Source organism: Microbulbifer maximicatervae (SeqCode) (assembly GCF_052466985.1).
In genome coordinates, this window is sequence record NZ_CP174298.1 from 2,102,674 (window position 1) to 2,120,909 (window position 18,236).

The following is an 18,236-nucleotide window of genomic DNA, read 5'->3' on the forward strand; positions in this document are numbered from 1 at the left end:
GCTGGGAGCAGCCATAGCCACCCCCAGAATATTGTAAAACGATCAGGACTTGGGTTTGCGGAAGCGCAGGGTCATACGATCGCTCTCGCCGATAGCGAGATACTTTTCACGGTCCTCTTCACCCAAGCGCATTACCGGTGGTAAGGTCCATACGCCTTTGGGGTGGTCAGCAGTGTCTTTGGGGTTCGCATTTACCTCGCTGGCCTCTTCGAACTCAAAGCCCGCTTTTTTAGCCAGGTCGATAACATATTCCTGGGTGACATAACCACTTTTCACCATATCTTCCATGCTGGTACCTGGCTTGGCACGGTGCTCAACGATCCCCAGAACACCACCGGGCTTCAGCGCGGCAAAAAAGCTGGCAAAAGCTTCATCGGCATAATCGCGATACATCCAGTTGTGTACGTTGCGGAAAGTTACTACGGCATCGGCACTGCCTGCCGGAGCAATCTCGCGACCGGTTTGCGGGGCAAACTCAGTCACAATCACTTTCTTGTAGGCCTTATCATTGGCAGCCAGCTTCGCTTTGAAGTTCTTCAGGGAGCGCTTGAAGTAGTCGGACTCACTATTCTCGGGGAAGTGCGCCGCATATAAGGTCCCTTCCTTGCTCAGGTAGGGCCCCAGAATTTCGGTGTACCAACCGCCACCCGGAGTAATTTCCACTACCGTCATATCCGGCTCGATCCCCATAAACTTCAGGGTCTCCGCTGGATTGCGGTACTGATCACGGGCGACATAATCCTTGTTGCGATGATCCCCCTTAATGGCAGCAGAGAAATCTGCAGCCTGGGCTGTGCCCGCCAAAGCCAAGGCACCGGCCAGGGCCACCAGGGATTTCTTAAAATTGCTCGTCATAGTTTTTCCTGTGTTGTTATCGTTGGTCCAACTTCGTTTGCACACTGTCGATCTTATCCTGCATAGATTGCTCGCGATCAATACGAGTTCCCAATTTCAGACTGGAACTGATTCGGTCGGCGCCCATTTGATGTACCCGCTCGTGGCACTCTTTAACTGCCGCCATCACCTTATCCCAGTCCCCCTCGATATTGGTACCGTATGCGTGCAGGCGATAGGAAAGCCCCGCCTCTTCCAGCACCCGCTCACACTCAGCAACGTATTTACTGACGGAAACACCAACGCCGATAGGGATCACACATAAGTCCGCAATCACGTTCATCAACAGTCCCTCGTTAAAGTACTTGGATAATGGTTTCAAAATAACGCTTTTGAGATTGGCCGATAGAGTTATTCGACGAGATCCTATTACAATGTCAGCTCAACGTCTCTCGTGAAGCAAAGGAACCCTATATGCAACAGCATCTCGTTATCTCCATGATCTCTGATGACAAGCCCGGTGTCGTGGAAAAGCTTTCAGCAGTTATCGCAGATAACGGCGGCAACTGGGAAGACAGCCATATGGCCCACTTCGCTGGGAAGTTTGCCGGAATCCTGCGGGTGGCGGTGCCCGCAGATAAAAGTGAGACACTAAAAGAAGCGTTGTCAGCCCTGGCAAACGCAGGCTACAACCTGGTTATTGAAGATGCCATTGCAGTATCCGCCAAACCCCAGCAAACGCTGACGCTGAAACTGGTTGGCAACGACCGTCCCGGCATAGTCCGCGAGATCTCGCGCGCCCTTACCGCCCACCATATCAATATGGAGCACCTGGAAACCACTTACGGCAGTACTCCCTGGAGCGGTGAGCCCCTGTTTAATGCCGAGTGCACTATCAGTGTGGCCGAAGACATAGATCTCGACGGCCTGCGTGACGATCTGGACCAGATTGCCAATGAACTCGGGGTCGAGATCGATTGCGAGGAGATCGCCACCCCCATCTAATTGTGGAATAATCCGCAGCCGTACAGGGCCGGGCACTGCTGTCCGGTCTAGCTAGAAGTCTCTCCAGCGCAAACGCCACCTCATGTTCAAGATTGTTCTATACCAACCTGAAATAGCACCAAATACCGGCAATATTATTCGACTTTGTGCCAATACCGGGGCAGAGCTGCACCTTATCGAGCCCTTGGGTTTCGATATGGATGACAAACGCCTGCGTCGCGCCGGCCTCGACTACAGCGAGTACAGTCGCGTGGTGCGCCACAAGGACTGGCAGACCTTTATCGATAGCGAACAACCCGCCAGGGTGCTGGCGCTCTCCACCAAGGGAAGCAAAAGCCATACCGCGATCGAATTCCAGGCGGATGACGCCATTGTGTTTGGCCCGGAGACCCGGGGACTGCCCGCAGAGTTCCTGCAAGCAGTAGGGGCCGAAAACACTTTGCGTATCCCCATGCGTGCCGAGAGCCGCAGTATCAACCTGTCCAATGCCGCCGCCATTGTTATCTACGAGGCTTGGCGACAATTGGATTTTAGTGGCGCCGTGTCCCAGCAGTAAGAAGTTCACCTGTTATGCAAAGTTCCCAAGCCCCAATCGGACTCTTTTACGGTTCCAGCACTTGCTATACCGAAATGGCTGCGGAGAAGATCCGCCAGTGTATCGGTCCTCAATGGATTGATATCCACAATATCGCAGAGGCGGATATTGGCCTCGCCGAAGACTACGACTTCCTTTTGTTCGGCATTCCCACCTGGGACTACGGCGAACTGCAAGAGGACTGGGAAAATATCTGGGACGACTTGGCCGCGCTGGACCTGCACGAGAAAAAGGTCGCGCTGTTTGGTCTGGGTGATCAGGAAGGCTACCCCCAGTGGTTCCAAGACGCCTTGGGCTATTTGCATTCACAGCTCCTCGCCTGCGGTGCCCGTGCAGTGGGCTATTGGTCCGCAGAAGGTTACGAGTTTGAAGAGTCCAAGGGGCTAACCGCCGATGGCAGCCAGTTTGTCGGACTGGCCCTGGATGAGGAGAACGAATTCGATCTGAGCGAGGAGCGTATCCAGCGCTGGTGCGACCAGGTAATGCGCGAGTTTGGCTTGCAGGATGAGGGCTGACGGAAGTCTTATTGTGAGCGAACCGGACAAGAAGTACGCAGAAATTGAATGGCGTGAAGACGGCCAGCCGCTGTCTCGCACCTATGACGATATCTATTTTTCCAGCGCCTCCGGCCTGGAGGAAACCCGCTACGTTTTCCTGCAGCAAAATGCCCTGGCTGAACGCTGGCAACGGCTCGCAGAGAACGGCACCTTTACCATTGCCGAGACAGGCTTCGGCACCGGCCTGAACTTTCTCGCCGCCGCAGAGCTTTGGCAGAAAACGGCCCCGGAAAGTGCTCGCTTGCACTTTATTTCGGTCGAGAAGTTCCCACTGCGTCCCAACGACCTGCGCCGGGCACTGGATCTCTGGCCACAACTGGCCCCGTTCGCCCAGCCCTTGATTGATAGCTACCCCCCCCTGCTGGCCGCCGGCATTCACCGGCTGCACTTTGGCCCAGTCAGCCTGACCCTGATTATCGGGGAGGCAAGTGAGGCCCTGAACAGCTTGCGCCTGCAAAGGGACAGCGATCACCAGGTAGACGCTTGGTTCCTGGACGGTTTTGCCCCAGCCAAGAACCCGGATATGTGGACACCAGAGCTGTTTAACAACATGGCCGCTCTGAGCAGTCCCAGCGCCACTTTCGCCACCTTTACCTGTGCCGGGCTGGTTAAGCGCGGACTCCGCGATGCCGGTTTTTCCCTGCGCAAGGTTCCCGGCTTCGGACGCAAAAGAGAGATGCTGTGTGGCACTCTGGAGAGCCCACAAGTGAGCGAAACCAGAGAAACTCCGTGGCACCTGCCTCACCAGGAAAGCAAGCCTCCTAAAACCGTCGCTATTGTCGGCGCGGGAATAGCCAGTGCCACTACTGCCCGGGCACTGGCAGAGCGCGGCATTGATGTTCAGGTATTTGAACAGGGTGAGGAACCCGGCTCTGGTGGCTCTGGGAATGACCAGGGAATTCTATACGCCAAGTTATCTCCCAAGCCCGGCCCCAACGGAGACTTCAATCTTCACGCTTTAATGTTTGCCCAGCGCTACTATCGCAGCCGCTGCTCTAAAGTGAGCCACTTCAGCGGTCTACTGCAATTGGCGCAAACTGAGCGGGAACAGCAATTACAGAGTCAGGTTGCCGCCACACTGGCAGAGAGCGATGGGCAGCTATTGGCTGAACCTGTCGATGCCCGAGCGGCCAGCTCCCTGGCAGGCGTCGACCTACCCGTGGGTGGACTGCACTTTCCTCACGCCGGGTGGATTGAACCGCGCAAAGTCTGCGCCACTTTATTGCAGCACCCAAATATCAACCTGCACAACAACAGCTTGGTAAAAGAATTAGAGCGAGAATCGAGCGGTTGGTCAGTAAAAACAGACCGCAGTGACTTTCAATTTGATGCGGTAGTTCTGTGCGGTGCCAATGACATTCGCCAGTTTGCCCCTGCGGCGGTACTCCCCTTGAGGCCAATTCGCGGGCAGGTATCCAGAGCAGCCGCCACTGAAAACTCTTCGCAGTTGCAAATGGCTCTTTGCGGTGAGGGTTATATCACTCCAGCGTATCAGGGCCGCCAGAGCTTTGGTGCCACCTTTAAGCTCAAGGAGACCGCCACCGAGCTGCGGGATAGCGAGCACAGCGAGAACCTGCAAACCCTGGCGGAGCTACTGCCGCAAATAGCAGATGAGTTCTCACAACAGTCTCTCTCTGGCCGAGCGGCTTTGCGCGCAGCGACACCCGACTACCTACCCTTAGCCGGCCCCCTACCCATCTGGGACTCTATCAGCGATACCTATGTCGCACTGCGCAAGAACCGCAAGCAGTACGTCCCCGAGCGGGCTGACTACCAGCAAGGTCTCTATGTAATGGGTGGCTTGGGTTCCCGTGGCTTTACCTACGCACCACTAACAGCCGAGGTACTGACTGCCTGGATGCTCAACGAGCCTCTACCGGTCAGTGCAACCCTGGCCAAAGCACTGCACCCAGCTCGCTTTGCCATTCGCGATCTGGGTAGAAACCGGGATATCAAGTAGAAGGGGCTCCAGTCTCCTTCTTCTCTGAAGACAGCAAGTTGGCACTGCCGGAACCACAGGCGACGATCGTCTTCATCGCCGCCTCAACACTCACGCCGGGCAGTATTTCTACGCACTCTGCCGGCACGTGAAACACAAACCCGGAGGTGGGTACCGGCGCTGTGGGCACATAGACGGTCATATCTCCATTGGGGTGTTGAGAAGTGACAATTGCGGTGACAGTGAGCGGATTATCAATGCCATGAATGCGGACCTTGGCTACCGGCCCCGCCAACACACCTTCACCACCGCCACCAATAAACTGGATCACCACATCTTTGATGGTGCTGTAACCCGGCGCCAGGCGTCCCAACCAGTGATCCACATGGCGGTGCAACCAGCTGCCAACACTGGTTTTCACCAACAAACCAATCGCGAAACAACCACCAAGGATCAGGGCTATCACCACGAGCCTGGCAAGGGTATTCTTAAATTCTGTATGCGCCTCAAGCCACACCACAGCGGGAGCTACAAGATCACTAACTTGACCGAACAGCCACTGAAACAGCAGGACAAAGATAGCTATAGGCAGCACCACTGCGAGTCCACCCAGCAGCGTCAAAGTGATAAAAGTTTTAATTCTGGTCATAGGCTATTGATGAACCGACTTCTCGTGAACAGCTGGATACTGTTATTGCTTTACGCCCCGTGGCCGCAAAGTGCAGCTGTAGAGACACAACTCCAAACAATCCCTTTTTCCATCCTGGAAGAGCGCCAGCGTGGAGGGGACCATTTCACCCAGGGGCTTTTCTACGATGGTCAACGCTGGTGGGAGAGCAGTGGTCGCTACCGCCGCTCCTGGCTCGCCGAGTATACCGACCCTGGGGCCAATCCAGTAAGACGCAAATGGCTGGCTAGGAATCGTTTCGCCGAAGGGCTCACAGTTCTCAACGATAAACTTTACCTGCTGACCTACAAGGCGGGAGAGGTCCATGTCTACCACACAGACAAGCTCCAACACTTGAAGGTCATGCACTACCGAGGCGAAGGCTGGGGCCTCACCAGTAATGGCCAGCAGCTGATTATGAGTAATGGCAGTGGCGAACTGGTTTTCCGCGACCCCGATACTTTTGAGGTAGTGCGACACCTCAAAGTTCAAGGCGGAGGTAAAAATTGGTCCAGACTTAATGAATTGGAATTTGCCCAGGGCCTGATTTGGGCAAATATATGGCAAGAAAAACAGATTATTGCCATAGATCCGAAGAGTGGCCAGGTGCGCGGCATTATCGATCTCAGCGCTCTAAATCCGGCCGGCAGAAATCATCCTGACACCGTGGCCAATGGGATCGCCTGGGACAAAGCCAAAAATGGGCTCTGGGTAACTGGAAAGTACTGGAAACAGCTCTATTTAATTCGCCCTGCAGGACTGGGCTTTGAGCGTACCAGTAGAGTTTCTAACGCTGATCCGTAACGGTCAGCACCCCCCCATCCCGGAGATAGTCCATCGCAGACAACTGCAACTGCAAGCGATAGCCGTGCCCCCGGCTCTGTAGGCTGACGCCTTCCAAACTCGCCTCCCCGTCATACAGCGTGGTGAATTTCCCTTCTTCATTTTCCCACTGAATATTTTCAACTTTTTGCATGCCGGGTAACTCAAGAGTGACCACTGTGAACTCTTCCGGCAAAGGCTGTAGCTCAACCTGGGCAACACCCGATGCGGTCGCAAGGGAAAATGCCAGTTGGTTTTCCGGTGCTGTTTGCCACCCCAGGTGAGTGTCAGCAACAACAGATTGAACCAGATTATGTGGGGAGGTGGAGGCGCACCCCAGAAGTCCGGCAGGAACCGTCAACGACAACACAGTTGACAAAATCAATGTGCGCATAGCCCTATCCTTAGCTTGCCGCTGTGATGGCGTAGGATTATAACCCGCGAAATATGTCACAGGCGTAAAGCCGTCAATTTCATTCAATTTCAGCGGCATACTCATCAATAAACATACCGCGCGCGATCGAGCCACAAGGTATACTCCCCGCCCATGAATTCCCCACAACATATTCTCGAACACGTTTTTGGCTATACCGATTTCCGCGATCCTCAAAAAGCAGTTATCGACACACTGGTAGCCGGCAATGATGCCCTGGTATTAATGCCCACCGGCGGTGGTAAATCCCTGTGCTACCAGATTCCCGCCCTGGCGCGCCCCGGGTGTGGAGTTGTAATCTCCCCCCTGATTGCCCTGATGCAGGACCAGGTAGAAGCTCTTCAGGAAGCCGGCATCCGCGCCGCTTACTTGAATTCATCAGTGGCCTACGACGAAATTCAGGCAATCGAAAGCCAGCTATTACACGGTGAGCTGGATCTCCTCTATCTAGCCCCGGAGCGGTTGCTACAGCCACGAACCCTGTCATTACTGCAACGGGTAGAACTGTCGCTGTTTGCCATTGATGAAGCCCACTGTGTTTCCCAATGGGGGCATGACTTTCGCGCCGACTATCTGCAACTCAACTGCCTGCACGAGCAATTCCCCCGGGTACCCCGTATTGCCCTGACAGCGACAGCAGACAAGCGCACCCGTGCAGAAATTGCTCGCCGCTTGGGCTTGGAAGAGGCCCGCCACTTTGTCAGCAGCTTCGACCGCCCCAATATCCAGTACCGCATTGAGCCCAAGGACAACCAGCGCCGCCAACTGCTGCAATTCTTACAAAACGGACACCAGGGCAACGCCGGGGTTATTTACTGCCTGTCCCGAGCCAAAGTGGAGAACACTGCGGAGTGGTTGAGCCAGCAGGGCTTCACTGCCTTGCCCTATCACGCCGGGCTATCCGCCGAGACCCGCGCCGAGCACCAGCGCCGCTTCCTGCGTGAAGAGGGCGTCATTGTTGTCGCCACCATTGCATTTGGTATGGGGATTGATAAGCCGGATGTGCGTTTCGTTGTTCACCTGGACCTGCCCAAAAGCATAGAAGCCTACTATCAGGAAACGGGCCGTGCCGGCCGCGATGGTGGGGCCTCAGTTGCTTTACTCCTCTACGGTCTCGAGGATGTGGTAAAGATCGGCCAGATGGTGGAATCCTCAGAGGGCAGCGAAGAGCACAAGCGCCAGGAACGCAGCCGCCTGAATGCCATGCTTGGGCTGTGTGAAATCACCAGCTGCCGCCGCCAGGCCCTGCTGGACTATTTTGCGGAACCACTGGACGAACCTTGCAGCAACTGTGACACCTGTCTGGAGCCGCCTGCCACCTGGGATGCCAGTGAGGCAGCGGTAAAACTACTCTCCTGTGTCTATCGCACCGGACAGCGCTTTGGCGCCAGCCACGTGATCGATGTACTGCGCGGCTCCGAGAACGAGAAAGTCCGCAAATTCGAGCATGACCAGCTCTCCACTCATGGCATCGGCAAAGACCTGAGCGCAGCCGAATGGCGGGCAGTCGTGCGGCAGCTGATTGTTCGCGGCTACCTGGAGGTCGAGGGGGAATTCCAGGGGCTGAGGCTCACTGAAATTTGTCGCCCGCTGCTGCGCCGGGAGGAGGCTCTCAACCTGCGTAAGCTTCCCCCGAAAGCAGCGCGCTCGCAGAGCCGTGACAGTCGCGGCCTGGATGATCTCAGCCCAGAAAACCAAGTGCTTTGGGAAGCCCTGCGCAACTGTCGCAAACAGTTGGCAGAAGAGCGCGGCGTGCCGCCTTATGTCGTCTTCCACGATGCGACCCTGCGCGGCATGGTACAAGCCCACCCACAAACACGCAGCGAGCTATTAGCGGTCTCCGGCGTTGGAGACAGTAAGCTCGAACGCTTCGGAGATGCATTTTTGGCGGTTCTCAGGGATTTTCCCAAACACGAATAACTCCGAACAGTCGGGAGCTTTTCCCCAAAACACAGAGCTGTGTTACAAAGGGGCAAAGCAGTAGAACAATAATTGATAAACCCGACTGAGAGAGAACTATGAAAGTAATCGGCCACCTGATTAATGGCAACATGGTTATTGACACCGGTGCCGCAGGTAACTCCGAACTCCAAGAGGTCACCAACCCCTCCACCAACGAAGTGATCGCCCAGGTTTCGCTAGCCTCTAAAGCGACGGTTGAAGAGGCCATTAGTGCAGCTGAAGCAGCCTTTCCCGCTTGGCGAAACCTTCCGACGGCCAAGCGAGTACGAATTATGTACCGCCTGCGAGACCTGCTGCAGGAGAACGCCGCAAAGATCTGTGAGCTGATTACCCTGGAACACGGCAAAGTCCTCGACGATGCGATGGGGGAATTACAGCGAGGCATCGAGAATATCGAGTACGTTTGCTCTACTCCGGAAATGCTAAAGGGCGAGCACAGTAAAAATGTCGGGCCGGCAATAGACTCCTGGAGCGAATTCCAACCGCTGGGTGTTTGTGCCGGCATAACCCCCTTTAATTTCCCCGCTATGGTTCCTCTGTGGATGTGGCCCATGGCAATTGCCTGCGGTAATACCTTTGTACTAAAACCCTCCGAACGCACCCCCTCCTCTGCCCTGTTTATCGCGGAGCTGGGTATAGAGGCCGGCATCCCCACAGGGGTATTAAATGTGGTCAACGGCGGTAAAGAGGCCGTCGATACGCTCTTGACCGATAAGCGCGTCCAAGCGGTGAGCTTTGTGGGATCGACACCGATCGCAGAGTATGTCTACACCACAGGCACCGCCCATGGAAAAAGAGTGCAAGCGTTTGGTGGCGCCAAGAACCACGCGATAATCATGCCAGATGCCGACCTGGACAACGCTGCCGCTGCCCTGATGGGTGCAGCCTATGGTTCCTGCGGCGAGCGCTGTATGGCTATCTCTGTCGCTGTAGCGGTGGGTAATGAAACCGCCGATGCCCTTGTTGAGAAACTCAAAGTGCAAATTGCTGATCTGAAAATCGGCGATGGAATGGACAGCCATAACGATATGGGGCCACTGGTCACCCGGCAACACTTACAAAAAGTTGAAAACTATATTGCCGCTGGTATCGAAGAAGGTGCGGAACTGGCTGTAGATGGACGCAACCAGACCGTTTCCGGTTTTGAAAATGGTAATTACCTGGGCGCTTGCCTATTCGATCGTGTCACCCCGGAAATGTCGATTCACAGCGGCGAGATTTTTGGCCCGGTACTCTGTGTGATGCGTGTCGAAACCATGCAGGAAGCCATGGATATTATCGATGCCCATGAATATGGCAATGGTACCTGCCTGTTCACCCGTGACGGCGAGGCAGCACGCTATTTTAGCGACAATATTAAAGTTGGAATGGTCGGTATTAATGTACCCCTGCCGGTACCGGTAGCCCACCACAGTTTCGGCGGTTGGAAGCGTTCATTGTTTGGTGACCTTCACGCATATGGACCCGATTCAGTGCGTTTCTACACCAAACGCAAAACCATCACCCAGCGCTGGCCTGCCAGTGGGGTGAGGGAAGGTATTCAGTTCAGTTTCCCCTCAAATCAGTAAGCACTGGGGTGGCAGCCCCCCAGGTTTCCCCTTCAAAAAAAGTGCCCGATTTTGTCGGGCACTTTTTTCTTACTATAAAGAGTTCCCCTCCTGATCTACCGCATCCAGCTGATGGCCATCCGGACCTCCATCTCTCGGCGGAATCAATACATCGATTTCTGGAGTCCCCGGTAACGCACTGGGATCAGTCAAAGCCCGGAGGAACTCAGCCAAAATTTCGATTTCGTCATCGGACTCGCCACGATTTGCTGGGCTATCACCAACCAAGTCCATGGTAAGCTGATAACCATTGGGTGCGACAATATCAACACAACCACTGCCCAAATACTCGAACTGCTCCAGCTCACACAAATCTGCAACAGTATCGGTCAAGGGTGTGCCAGTATCATCAACACCAAAATAACTTTGGATGGAATCCAAAGTATTGAAGTAATGAGAGATATTTCGCTCTAAACTGCCAAACTGTCCCGCGTGCCCCCATGGACCGGAAATGGAAACATTGAGAAGCGACGGCACCCTATATCTTTCCAAATCGCTACCATCTTCATTGGTACCGACTCCAATTTGTGGATAGCGAAATCCCCTGGACGTTTCCAAAGTAAAAAATGGCCCATCATGGCATTGTGCACAAGCAGTGTTGGTGTAAAACAGGATTCCACCACGTTTCTGCATCTCAGTCATGGCATCATCATTGCCATCAAGGAAGTCAAAGAAAGGGTTATCAATAAATAGCTGGGAAGCCTGGTAGGCAGCCAAGGCTTCAGACACCCGCAGGAAAGTTTTTTCGCTATCCCCAAAAGCGTCTTCGAAAAGTGAATCCCACTCATCACTCAAACCAGACGCAATGTTCTCGCGATAATCGCTATCACTGGCAAAGCTTCCCCGCTCACCCATTTCCCCTGCTGTAACTACAGGAAAGTGGGCCTGGGCCATCAACAGTGTCAGGGAATTACTGGCTATCTCTTCAGAAAAACTATTTACGTCATCAGAGACATCTCCATCATCAGTTCTGACCTGATTGGCTAAATAAGTAGCTTTGTCCTCAATGTTGTTAATACCTGTTCTGAAACTGACTCTCCTATCCCAAAAAAGGCTATCCGACCAAATAGCAGAATTACAGGTGGGGGGCGAGTTACGCGGTAATAGCGGCATCAGATTACCATCGCTTCTACCGGGCCCCAATAAATCAGGATTTACCGTATTTACACCAATCGGTAACGACAAACCATCACTGCCACAACCCAGTGTGGGGTGGTGACAAGATGAGCACGAAGAATCGTTATTTAAACTCAGGGATTTACTGTGAAATAAGCGCATTCCCAACTCAATAAGTGCGGGATCTTCCTCTCTGCGCAGCCGCGCCACATAAGCTCTTAATGCGCCTACTCGATCTCCCAGGCTGATAACCTCTGCGGCAGCCCTAAGACACTCATTCAGGTTTTCTGTAGCTATATCCCATACATCGCTAACTCGCTCACCCGCCGTACATTCATCGAGACGTGCAATTGTTGTATTTACTTCTGCAAAGGTTGTATTGACGGAGGTGCCGTTATACCAGTCATCGTCTCGATCGCTATCCAGTGTCCTTGCAACATCCTCATTTGACGGCTCACTATAGCTACCGTCACTGACTTTCACCGCGGCGCTGTAGCTATATTTTGTACCGCTGGACAAACCACTATCTTCGAACCGCTCAGCCTGCGTCTCCGCTACCTCTTCACCATCGCGATATATTAAATAGGAAACATCACCACTCTCATTTGGCTCCCAGGAGATACGGATAGTGGAAGCCGAAGTCGTGACGGCTATTAAGTTAGAGGGAGACTCCAAATCTGTAGACACCTGCCCCCCACTGGAACCCGAGCTATCATCACCTCCAGAGCTGCCACTGCTCCCTCCACCACTACACCCCCAAAGCAGCAGCACTGTAAAAACAGCCAAGATACGCGTATTTACAGACAACAATAATTTTAAATACTTTTTAAAAAACAAATTCATCTTTAGTTTTATTTATTGGTTAAATAAACGAACTCCAAATTTCTCAACAATCAAGGAGCCACTTGCGCGGGATTATCAATTCACAAAAAACAGAGTCAACAACAATATTAAACCTCCACAAAATAATGAGAACCAATCGAGCATTATTTTTTAAAAAAACCCTCCAAAAATAAAAAAGAAGAAACACACTTCGAAAGTGACCAAAATTAGACTTTCATCCACAGAACCAAAAATTCAAGCAACACAAGTAGTTACACCAAGAACAATCAAACCATTAAGAAAACACTTACCACACAGATAACACCTCCAGACTTCAAGTTATTTACTTTATATTTGGAAGATGGGATCATCTGCGTACCAACAAACGAGAAAAACAATGAAAATAACAGACCTCACTGTCGCACTAATTGCTGCACTTTTCTCTGCCAACCCAGCACATGCACAGGAGGATGCATCCTTTAAGAAATGTAAAAAGTGGCAACAAAAAATTGAGCACTTCCGCGAAGAGAGAAAAGATGGCGGATCAGGAGAGCAGATGGAAAAATGGAAAGACAAGATAAGAAAACTGAGAGAGAAATTTAAAGAATATAACTGTGATCAATATAAGCGTCACTTGTAACCAAGTGATTGATAACTGCAGCACCCAAGAAAGGTTAAGCGCCTTCCCCTGAACATCAAATGTGCGTTAAATAAAAAAAGGACGCCGAAGCGCCCTTTTTTGGCTGCATGACTGATTACCAGTGGAAATCAAACTTGTAGCCTACACCAATATTGAATGACCAGGGGTCAAAGAGGTAATCACCACCGAATCTGTGGCGATAAAACTCATTGTCATCATTGGTATCGAACCAGAATACGTCTGCCTCAATATCGGTATCTACATCATAGTAAATAGCCGCGAGGTTAATCAGCCAGCTACTATCATGACCGAAATTAAAGTCGACACCAATCTGCCAAGTGTATCCCCAGTTGTCACCCAGGTTTACACGACCATCCCAAGGCCGGAACACTTCAACATCATCAACATCATCCCACCAGCCCCAATTCCTCAGGCGCTCATCGGTAAAGTCGGTATAGTTGATACCTACTCCCATATAAGGCTGAACCATGCAGCTGGGATCTAACGGATAATAATTCAGATAGGCGGCCGTGATCTGAGGCTTCCACCTAGCGAAATCGCGGCGGCGATGGAACTCGTCAAAGTCCGGATTAAAGCGACGTAGCCAGGGCCTATTGTCTCCTCCAGTATGGCGGTCACCCTCGGTGTAACTCAAGGATACACTCATATGGTCAGTAGCCCGCCACTCTACATTGATAAACCAGCCCCACTCATCACTAGGATCAACATTGGAACGGAATGAACCCCAGTCAAAAAACTCATCATCCGGCCAATCAAAGAATCTATCACCAAAGGTGACATTATCCGAGTTGGGCGAGATATAGGCCCCACCAATTCGAACCTTAAACTCCTGGGTCTTTGGTGGGGGAGGGGCATAGCCAGCCGGTCCTGCCGAAGCGACACTAGAGATTGCTAAGGCGAGGGGCGTCATAACGGGGATCAGAATACGCGTCATCTTCATTTGTGGTAACTCCATTGATATTCAGCAGATCAAACAGCAATCAGCCCAATCAATGGTCAGTCTAGTCGCACGAAGTAACAGGTGTAGAAAAAACAAACAAATGTTGGCGTGTAAAAAAGTATTTATTGTTTTCTGGCACTTAAACCGTTTTTTGGCGTTTAATTTTCCCGAACAAAGTATGATTTTTAAAATGGATAGGCGCCTCTTGGAATTCTAGCGGCCACCAGAGCAAGAGAGATATGAAGAGATCTAAATTAACAAACAAAAAATAGACGCCATTACACTACTGATTCTTACAACCAGTAAAAGCTTATGAGGGCTTTCATGACGCAAAAAGAAACTGAAAATTTTTGAATGGCTGTTTACATGAAAAACGCGACAGGTCCCAGAACTGGAACCTGTCTGAGTTGTTTTAAATAAAGCGCTGAATTACGACTTTTTTCCACCACCCTGGCATTCAGGACTCTGTGGGGCCTGTCCCTCCCACTCTTCCGGGCTGTAAGTGTGCAGAGCAAGAGCATGTATTGGGCCAGCCATTTCTTCAGATAAAGCCGCATAGACTTTTTGATGGCGCTGCACTTTTCTTGCCGAATTGAACGCCTCACTCACCAAAACGACCCGAAAGTGCATTTCAGAGCCAGCAGGCACATTGTGCATATGACTTTCGCATTGCACTTCAATATGCTGAGGGGAAAATTCCGCAGTCAGTTTATGTTTAATTGTCTCAGCAAGACTCATCTATCAACTCCTTTATTTGCGATACAGCAAGGCTACTTTCCAGAACCTAGCTGACAACCTTAGCCTGTTGCTTTCTCGCCTCAACAATCGCTTCATAGGCAACAGTAATACTTTTCATCTGATCATCAGCATGACGCATAAACTCTTCAGGCAACCCCTTGGAAGCAATTTTATCGGGATGATACTCTGCTGCTTTTCGGCGATAAGCTAATTTAAGCTCTTTATCGCTAGTCTCCGGAGTACAACCCAACACTGCGTAATGCTGCTCCAGATTTGCAGCCGTACTCCTACCCCCGTGCACAAACTCATTTTGCATTGCCGCAAATAAAGATTCATGCAACCCAAGATCAACAGTGATGCGTTTTAAAATATCTTCTTCTGCGCTATGTAATTCACCATCGGCATAAGCAACAGCAAATAATAGGCGATACACCATTTCCCGCATTGCTTGATCGCGAACCAGCTGGCGATACTGTTTTGCGTAATCGTAAATGCTGTACTTATCACTCTTGGCATTTTCAAAAATACGGATTGCATGCTTGCGCTCCTCAGTGCCCAGACGGAGGTTATTTCTAATAAAGCCCTCTATAAACTCCACTTCAGCTTTGGAAACCAGGCCATCTGCCTTAGCCATTTTTGCCAGCATCGAAAATAGAGTCACGATGAAGATTGTCTGGGCTCCATCCCTGCTCAGGGCCGAAGCAGCCTTCCCGAGGCGTTGCTGCAAACTGGAACCAAATGAACTGCCGATCCAGGCTCCCAATGCCGCACCAATTGGGCCGCCAAACATAAAACCAAAGCCTGCACCTAACCCCGCCCCTAACCAGGACATACACTCTCCTAGACGCTAAAAGTCGCGCCCGCTATATAAGAATCAAACAAGTAAAACGCGCCTATCATACCACGTACTACGGCGCCTTAATCCCCAAATATGAATCTCTGGTCACAACCCAATAGAACTGAACCCGCCAGGTCTATCTTTTGACGCGGCAATCAATCTCGAAACTATCACTAGTCCTCAGGCCCAATTATGTTTGAGAGTGAAAATCGAACTTAAAGGCAAGCCGAATGAAAATGCGGCCAGACACAGCTCTCTTTCGCCCCCTATTGGCTTTGTGTGCCATAGCACTCCTCACGTTAACCGGTTGCGATCAACATCGAGGTGCATCCCAGCAAGAGGAGGCCAGCAGCACTCCAGGGCACCAGGAATGGGAAACTATCGTAGAGGTCCTTCTGCACCCCCGCTGCCTCAATTGCCACCAGTTGGAGATGCCACTTATAAATGAAGGGTCTCCCCATGTTCCTAGAGTGGAGCGCGGTCCAGATAATATGGGGGCAGGTACCATGCGTTGCAATAACTGCCATTCAAATAAAAACAATCCTGTTACCGGTGCGCCTGGAGCTCCAGGGTGGGTTATGGCACCCATTGAGTTGAACTGGTCACAAAAATCCTCAGCTCAAATCTGCAAACTGCTAACTACTCCCCAGGACAACGGCGGGCGAGCACCAACCAGTCAACTGGAGTTTGTCAGTACCAGCCCACTGGTATTGTGGGGCTGGCACCCCGGTGACAGCCGCCAGCCGGTAAATATCCCCCACGATAAGTTCATTGAAGCAATGAAAGGTTGGATTGCAGCAGGTACACCCTGCCCACCAGAGAGGGCATCAAACTAATTATGTATTTGCTAAATCTAAAATTATGCGGTTTACAGTGAGATGAAAATTCTTGAAAAAATATAATCTTAGTAATAAAAACATCGAAATAAATAACAGTCCGGTATCTAGGGAGCCTCTGAATAACTCCGTAATGCCTCTGCGGGTCTTGAAGGCTGCAGATGTTAGGCGCAGCTCGCCGCGAATGGCCGTAGCCCTTTGCAAGAGCTGCAACGCAGCAGCTGTGGCCTTCAAGGCCCCGCCCTTCGGGGCTTGCAGAGCGATTCACACTCCGCGTTGCGACTTCTTGAAAGGTCTAGACATTCCTGCGAAGCCGCGCCTTGACTGTGAACCGCTCTGCATGCCAGAGGTATCGCGGAGTTATTCAGAGGCTCCCTAGTTGAAGATATTCTCGGAACCCTTTTATGGCCCACGATTTAACGCTAGACCATCTAAGAAACACCTACTCGCAAGGTATTACGACACCACGTGAACTCATTGGCAGTCTATTAAAGCAGGCACAGCAGCAAGCCAATTATAACGCCTGGATCACCCTATTAACGCGAGAAGAGCTAGAGCCCTATCTAGATTCATTGGACCGAATAAGGCCCAGCGATCTGCCTTTATACGGAGTGCCCTTTGCTATCAAGGATAATATTGATCTTGCTGGAGTACCTACAACAGCAGCCTGCCCAGACTTTAGCTATATCCCTAGCGAAAGCGCATTTGTTGTGAAGCTATTGATTGAAGCAGGAGCCGTGCCGCTCGGCAAAACCAATCTCGATCAATTCGCCACCGGCCTAGTAGGTGTTCGCTCCCCTTACGGAGAAGGTAAAAACTCTTTTAACCAGGAGTATATTTCTGGCGGGAGCAGTGCGGGATCAGCTATTGCCACAGCACTTGGGCAAGTCAGTTTTGCTTTGGGAACAGATACTGCTGGCTCTGGTCGGGTACCTGCGGCACTCAATAATTTAATAGGCCACAAACCCACTCGGGGACTGCTGAGCACTACAGGGGTTGTCCCCGCCTGTAAAAGTCTCGACTGCGTGTCAATATTCGCTCTAAATTGTCAAGATGCCGCCAAACTACTTGATATTACGACGAAGTTTGATTCAGCCGATATCTATAGCCGTACCACCCCATCTTCAAATAGGCTGCGGTACTTCCAGGAAAGCTTCCCTAACAATAAGATCAATTTTTCTTTTGGTATACCTGAGCAACTTGATTTTCAAGGGAATAAAGAAACCCAGGCACTCTTTAATCAATCTATCAAAAAATTAAAAGTGCTGGGCGGACAGGCTGTAACTGTAGACTTTAATCCTTTTATAGAAGCGGCAAAGCTACTATACGAAGGTCCCTGGGTAGCCGAGCGCTGGATTGCAACTCAAGGTGTAAAACCGAAATCCATGCTTGAGGTAATCCGGAAGGTTATTAACTCCGCGGAAACAAAAACTGCAGCTGATGCTTTCTTGGGACAATACCGCTTACAAGCACTAAAGAGAATTTGTGATAAAACACTGGAGAATGTCGATTTTATCATTATTCCCACTATACCGACTGCTTACACCCGCCAGCAAATAGCCGAGCAACCCATTCAAAGAAATTCTATTCTCGGAACCTACACAAATTTTATGAACTTATTAGACTATTCTGCGACCGCAGTGCCCGTTGGCTTTCTTAGCTCCGGAATTAGCTGGGGAGTCACTTTATTTAGCCAGAAACATTGCGATATGTCCCTGCTAAGTTTTTCTAATAGTTTACACCAGGCCTGTAATCTCCCATTGGCTGCTACAGGAGAACGCCCAGGAGAGACGTCCAACCAAGACAGCGGCTCTCGCCATTAGCTACACCGGACAAGCTGGTAAAAATTGTAGTCTGTGGTGCA

The 18,236-nt window shown here is 51.3% G+C and carries 18 protein-coding genes; 10 read left to right on the plus strand and 8 right to left on the minus strand.

Annotated elements, in window-relative coordinates; translation table 11 throughout:
- Positions 1-42 precede the first annotated feature (42 nt).
- Complete coding sequence (locus tag ACJJI3_RS09210; protein WP_444942218.1) at positions 43-855, minus strand: class I SAM-dependent methyltransferase; 813 nt, start codon at positions 853-855, stop codon at positions 43-45.
- A gap of 16 nt (positions 856-871) precedes the next feature.
- Positions 872-1,216, minus strand: a complete 345-nt coding sequence (locus ACJJI3_RS09215) for an MTH1187 family thiamine-binding protein (protein WP_444942219.1) — start codon at positions 1,214-1,216, stop codon at positions 872-874.
- 92 nt (positions 1,217-1,308) lie between these two features.
- Here ACJJI3_RS09215 and ACJJI3_RS09220 point away from each other — a divergent pair, with 92 nt between their 5' ends.
- The 4 genes from ACJJI3_RS09220 (at position 1,309) to mnmC (ending at position 4,951) form a co-directional block, all read left to right on the plus strand.
- Positions 1,309-1,839 (plus strand): glycine cleavage system transcriptional repressor, encoded by a 531-nt coding sequence (locus tag ACJJI3_RS09220; protein WP_282933559.1) that lies wholly within the window; start codon positions 1,309-1,311, stop codon positions 1,837-1,839.
- 82 nt (positions 1,840-1,921) lie between these two features.
- Complete coding sequence (trmL, locus tag ACJJI3_RS09225; RefSeq protein WP_108732553.1) at positions 1,922-2,395, plus strand: tRNA (uridine(34)/cytosine(34)/5-carboxymethylaminomethyluridine(34)-2'-O)-methyltransferase TrmL; 474 nt, start codon at positions 1,922-1,924, stop codon at positions 2,393-2,395.
- Positions 2,396-2,409: 14 nt separating this feature from the next.
- Positions 2,410-2,949 carry a flavodoxin FldB gene (fldB, locus tag ACJJI3_RS09230; protein WP_444905852.1) on the plus strand — a complete coding sequence of 180 codons (540 nt, stop codon included), beginning with the start codon at positions 2,410-2,412 and terminating at the stop codon, positions 2,947-2,949.
- A 13-nt stretch (positions 2,950-2,962) separates the two neighbouring features.
- Positions 2,963-4,951 (plus strand): bifunctional tRNA (5-methylaminomethyl-2-thiouridine)(34)-methyltransferase MnmC2/FAD-dependent 5-carboxymethylaminomethyl-2-thiouridine(34) oxidoreductase MnmC1, encoded by a 1,989-nt coding sequence (gene mnmC, locus ACJJI3_RS09235; protein ID WP_444942220.1) that lies wholly within the window; start codon positions 2,963-2,965, stop codon positions 4,949-4,951.
- Here the strand turns inward: mnmC and ACJJI3_RS09240 are convergent.
- Positions 4,944-5,579: a DUF502 domain-containing protein gene (locus ACJJI3_RS09240; RefSeq protein ID WP_444942221.1), complete on the minus strand. Its 636-nt coding sequence runs from the start codon at positions 5,577-5,579 to the stop codon at positions 4,944-4,946. The two genes, mnmC and ACJJI3_RS09240, sit on opposite strands and share 8 nt — an antisense overlap.
- A gap of 9 nt (positions 5,580-5,588) precedes the next feature.
- Here ACJJI3_RS09240 and ACJJI3_RS09245 point away from each other — a divergent pair, with 9 nt between their 5' ends.
- Positions 5,589-6,401 carry a glutaminyl-peptide cyclotransferase gene (locus ACJJI3_RS09245; protein WP_444942222.1) on the plus strand — a complete coding sequence of 271 codons (813 nt, stop codon included), beginning with the start codon at positions 5,589-5,591 and terminating at the stop codon, positions 6,399-6,401.
- On the opposite strand, the gene ACJJI3_RS09250 is transcribed toward ACJJI3_RS09245, so the two are convergent.
- Positions 6,385-6,813: a hypothetical protein gene (locus tag ACJJI3_RS09250; RefSeq protein WP_157953964.1), complete on the minus strand. Its 429-nt coding sequence runs from the start codon at positions 6,811-6,813 to the stop codon at positions 6,385-6,387. The two genes, ACJJI3_RS09245 and ACJJI3_RS09250, sit on opposite strands and share 17 nt — an antisense overlap.
- Positions 6,814-6,966: 153 nt before the next feature.
- Between ACJJI3_RS09250 and recQ the strand changes: the two genes are divergently transcribed.
- Positions 6,967-8,772 (plus strand): DNA helicase RecQ, encoded by a 1,806-nt coding sequence (gene recQ / locus ACJJI3_RS09255; RefSeq protein ID WP_444942223.1) that lies wholly within the window; start codon positions 6,967-6,969, stop codon positions 8,770-8,772.
- 98 nt (positions 8,773-8,870) lie between these two features.
- Complete coding sequence (locus tag ACJJI3_RS09260; RefSeq protein WP_444942224.1) at positions 8,871-10,382, plus strand: CoA-acylating methylmalonate-semialdehyde dehydrogenase; 1,512 nt, start codon at positions 8,871-8,873, stop codon at positions 10,380-10,382.
- 72 nt (positions 10,383-10,454) lie between these two features.
- Here the strand turns inward: ACJJI3_RS09260 and ACJJI3_RS09265 are convergent, their stop codons facing one another.
- On the minus strand, positions 10,455-12,308 hold the full coding sequence (locus tag ACJJI3_RS09265; protein WP_444942225.1) for a cytochrome-c peroxidase: 1,854 nt from the start codon (positions 12,306-12,308) through the stop codon (positions 10,455-10,457).
- A 448-nt stretch (positions 12,309-12,756) separates the two neighbouring features.
- Here ACJJI3_RS09265 and ACJJI3_RS09270 point away from each other — a divergent pair, with 448 nt between their 5' ends.
- Positions 12,757-12,999 (plus strand): hypothetical protein, encoded by a 243-nt coding sequence (locus tag ACJJI3_RS09270; protein WP_444942226.1) that lies wholly within the window; start codon positions 12,757-12,759, stop codon positions 12,997-12,999.
- Positions 13,000-13,114: 115 nt separating this feature from the next.
- On the opposite strand, the gene ACJJI3_RS09275 is transcribed toward ACJJI3_RS09270, so the two are convergent.
- From ACJJI3_RS09275 to djlA, 3 genes are all read right to left on the minus strand, one after another.
- Positions 13,115-13,960: an OmpW/AlkL family protein gene (locus ACJJI3_RS09275; RefSeq protein WP_444942227.1), complete on the minus strand. Its 846-nt coding sequence runs from the start codon at positions 13,958-13,960 to the stop codon at positions 13,115-13,117.
- A 429-nt stretch (positions 13,961-14,389) separates the two neighbouring features.
- On the minus strand, positions 14,390-14,698 hold the full coding sequence (locus ACJJI3_RS09280; protein WP_444942228.1) for a BolA family protein: 309 nt from the start codon (positions 14,696-14,698) through the stop codon (positions 14,390-14,392).
- A gap of 46 nt (positions 14,699-14,744) precedes the next feature.
- The gene (gene djlA, locus ACJJI3_RS09285) at positions 14,745-15,530 is read right to left on the minus strand and encodes a co-chaperone DjlA (protein ID WP_444942229.1); all 786 of its coding nucleotides are present in this window, start codon (positions 15,528-15,530) and stop codon (positions 14,745-14,747) included.
- A 236-nt stretch (positions 15,531-15,766) separates the two neighbouring features.
- Here djlA and ACJJI3_RS09290 point away from each other — a divergent pair, with 236 nt between their 5' ends.
- Together ACJJI3_RS09290 and atzF are read left to right on the plus strand one after the other, a co-directional pair.
- Positions 15,767-16,372 (plus strand): hypothetical protein, encoded by a 606-nt coding sequence (locus ACJJI3_RS09290; protein WP_444942230.1) that lies wholly within the window; start codon positions 15,767-15,769, stop codon positions 16,370-16,372.
- A 404-nt stretch (positions 16,373-16,776) separates the two neighbouring features.
- Complete coding sequence (gene atzF / locus ACJJI3_RS09295; protein ID WP_444942231.1) at positions 16,777-18,195, plus strand: allophanate hydrolase; 1,419 nt, start codon at positions 16,777-16,779, stop codon at positions 18,193-18,195.
- The last annotated feature ends 41 nt before the right edge of the window (positions 18,196-18,236 follow it).